The sequence below is a fragment of the Pseudomonas sp. 18.1.10 genome, from assembly GCF_024655625.1.
GTDB lineage: Bacteria > Pseudomonadota > Gammaproteobacteria > Pseudomonadales > Pseudomonadaceae > Aquipseudomonas.
Genome location: NZ_JANLGL010000427.1, coordinates 1 through 2,110 on the forward strand (window position 1 = coordinate 1; position 2,110 = coordinate 2,110).

Annotated in this window: 3 protein-coding genes; 2 read left to right on the plus strand and 1 reads right to left on the minus strand. The window is 55.7% G+C overall.

The window, feature by feature from the left end; translation table 11 throughout:
* The first annotated feature begins 176 nt into the window (after positions 1 to 176).
* Together NUV89_RS29415 and NUV89_RS29420 are read left to right on the plus strand one after the other, a co-directional pair.
* The gene (locus NUV89_RS29415) at positions 177 to 914 is read left to right on the plus strand and encodes a hypothetical protein (RefSeq protein ID WP_257784078.1); all 738 of its coding nucleotides are present in this window, start codon (positions 177 to 179) and stop codon (positions 912 to 914) included.
* A gap of 41 nt (positions 915 to 955) precedes the next feature.
* Positions 956 to 1,276 carry a hypothetical protein gene (locus NUV89_RS29420; RefSeq protein WP_257784079.1) on the plus strand — a complete coding sequence of 107 codons (321 nt, stop codon included), beginning with the start codon at positions 956 to 958 and terminating at the stop codon, positions 1,274 to 1,276.
* A gap of 130 nt (positions 1,277 to 1,406) precedes the next feature.
* Here NUV89_RS29420 and NUV89_RS29425 read toward each other — a convergent pair whose 3' ends face one another.
* Positions 1,407 to 1,703 carry a DUF6124 family protein gene (locus NUV89_RS29425; RefSeq protein WP_257784080.1) on the minus strand — a complete coding sequence of 99 codons (297 nt, stop codon included), beginning with the start codon at positions 1,701 to 1,703 and terminating at the stop codon, positions 1,407 to 1,409.
* Positions 1,704 to 2,110 lie beyond the last annotated feature (407 nt).

Genomic DNA, 2,110 nt, shown 5'->3' on the forward strand with positions numbered 1-2,110 from the left:
AGCCTCTGTTTCGACTGATACACCGCATTCGCGAGCAAGCCCGCTCCCACATTTTTTTACCCGTCTCCAGCAGATGCCCCTGCGCCAGGAACCGGGCGCTTGCCCTACTTGAAGGAACTTGGCACGCTCACCCAGCGAGCGACCATAGTCAAATCAATCAATAGGGAAATGCCACGTTGAGCTGGGTAAAATTCGGAGTATTGCTGGCGTTGCCGGGGGCACTGCTGTCAGTCCTGAGCATTTATGTGGTGCTAAAGGACGACAACAAACTCGAAGCCGATCTTTCCTACCAATACGACAGTGCGCCACGTCTATTCACCGAGCGCTTGGATACGGTCAAGGAACACCTCGATTACACGCGCCTGTATGACAACATCAAGCAGGCCGGCAACGGTGCCCTCAGCCACGAACAGATCAACAAGATCGTTGACCTGAGCCAGGCCCCCTATCTGGCCTTGTTCGACGCGCCGTTCGAAAGGGGGCCTGACAACTACCCGGTCAGGCTGTTGATAACCCTCAGGAACACCGGCAGCAAGGTCATCAAGGAAGTGCACATCAAGCTACCTGAGAAAGGCATCGTTCAGATCCGCGACGAATCACGTATCGATACCCTCAAACCGGAGTTGATGAGCAGCGTGGAGATTCCGGCGATTGTGCAAAACGGCGTCTACCGGATCTGGGTTTATTTTCAGGGTGATCTGAAAACGCTCATGGAGAAAGACGTGCACATCGGCTACAGCGATGGTGTGGCACAGGTTCGCGTGTCTGAGGAGGTCATTGGCCTCGACGCGTATATGGCCCGATACGGGGTTTTCTGGTTGTCTATCCTGACGCTGGTTTACGCGTTGCTGGTCGCCCTCTACCTGCTGATTTCGGCTTATAAAGACGATGAAACCAGCCCGGCGTCACGGTAAATGACTTTCCCTTTCCATTGGAGAATGCGTTGAAAACAATCATGGGTATCGCCTTGTTGGGCACGTTGCTGGCCGGTTGTGCACCGTCTTATTCGGTATGGACGGGCGGTATGAACGCCTTTGTCGGCACGCGCTTCGATGCCCACCTCTATGACGATTGCAGCCGTGGCTGTGGCGATTCCTATTGGTCCCCGGTCAACAAGAACAAGGTCTACGACCAGGTGGTGAAGGAGGGCGACGGCCAGCGCTACTTCGTGACCTGGATCCGCGACTGTCGATACTCTGTGCTCGTCTCGGGCGAGGGCATTATCCAGTCGTGGCGCTACGAGAATGAAGACCGTAGCAGTTGTTACGTTTTTTGATCGTTCCCCACATAACCAAAGCCTGTACCCGGTCAAACTGTGGGAGCGGGCTTGCTCGCGAATGCGGAGTGTCAGTCACCTGTTTTTCGACTGATAGACCGCTATCGCAGGCAAGCCAGCTCCCACATTTTTAAACGAGTTTCAGGCAGTTGATGGAGCGGTCCACCGTGGTGCGGGCAATCTCCAGCAGGTGCCACACCGCCAGAATCTTCGCCCGTTCGGGGCTCTCCAGTTGTTCACCACAATCCAGCGCCGTCGCCGAAGCACTGTCCAGCAAACTGGCGGTGTAGAGCAGGGCGTCTTCGAAACTCAGGTCATCGTTGACCGAGTGGAAGCCTTGGGCTGGCAGGTAATGGTCGATGGCGCGGTTGAAGGCGGCGCGGTCTTTTGCCGGGTCGATGGGTGGGTCGGGTAGGGCTTTGTTCATGGTGTAACTCCTATTGGGCAAGGAAGCTACCGTCAACGCTGCTAAACGTGGGTGGTAGCTGTACGCGGGTTAGCAGACTGGTCAATAGGAAAACCAGCGCACCCAAGGGTGCCCCGCGCACAGCCACCATAAACGCAGATGTGGACCGTGTGCCTATTGAAGTCAGGCTGCTAAACCCGATCACTGAATGAGCAGTGACGGACCGCAGACTAGCCACCGATTCCAGCAGGCACAAGGCGGCGGGGATTGTCTCGGAAACGTCCTGCAATTTAAAGCGACACGACTTGCTGGCCCTTTACAAACCATGACAAAACGCCAGTAACCCCATGGGAGCACGGTCAAAATGTGGGAGCGGGCTTGCTCGCGAATGCGGTGTGTCAGTCAAAGATATATTCACTGATCCACCG

What these genes read in the sequence shown, in the direction of transcription:
- NUV89_RS29425 (WP_257784080.1), bottom strand. Translation starts at nt 1,703, where the DNA reads ATGAACAAAGCCCTACCCGACCCACCCATCGACCCGGCAAAAGACCGC.
- NUV89_RS29420 (WP_257784079.1), top strand. Translation starts at nt 956, where the DNA reads ATGGGTATCGCCTTGTTGGGCACGTTGCTGGCCGGTTGTGCACCGTCT.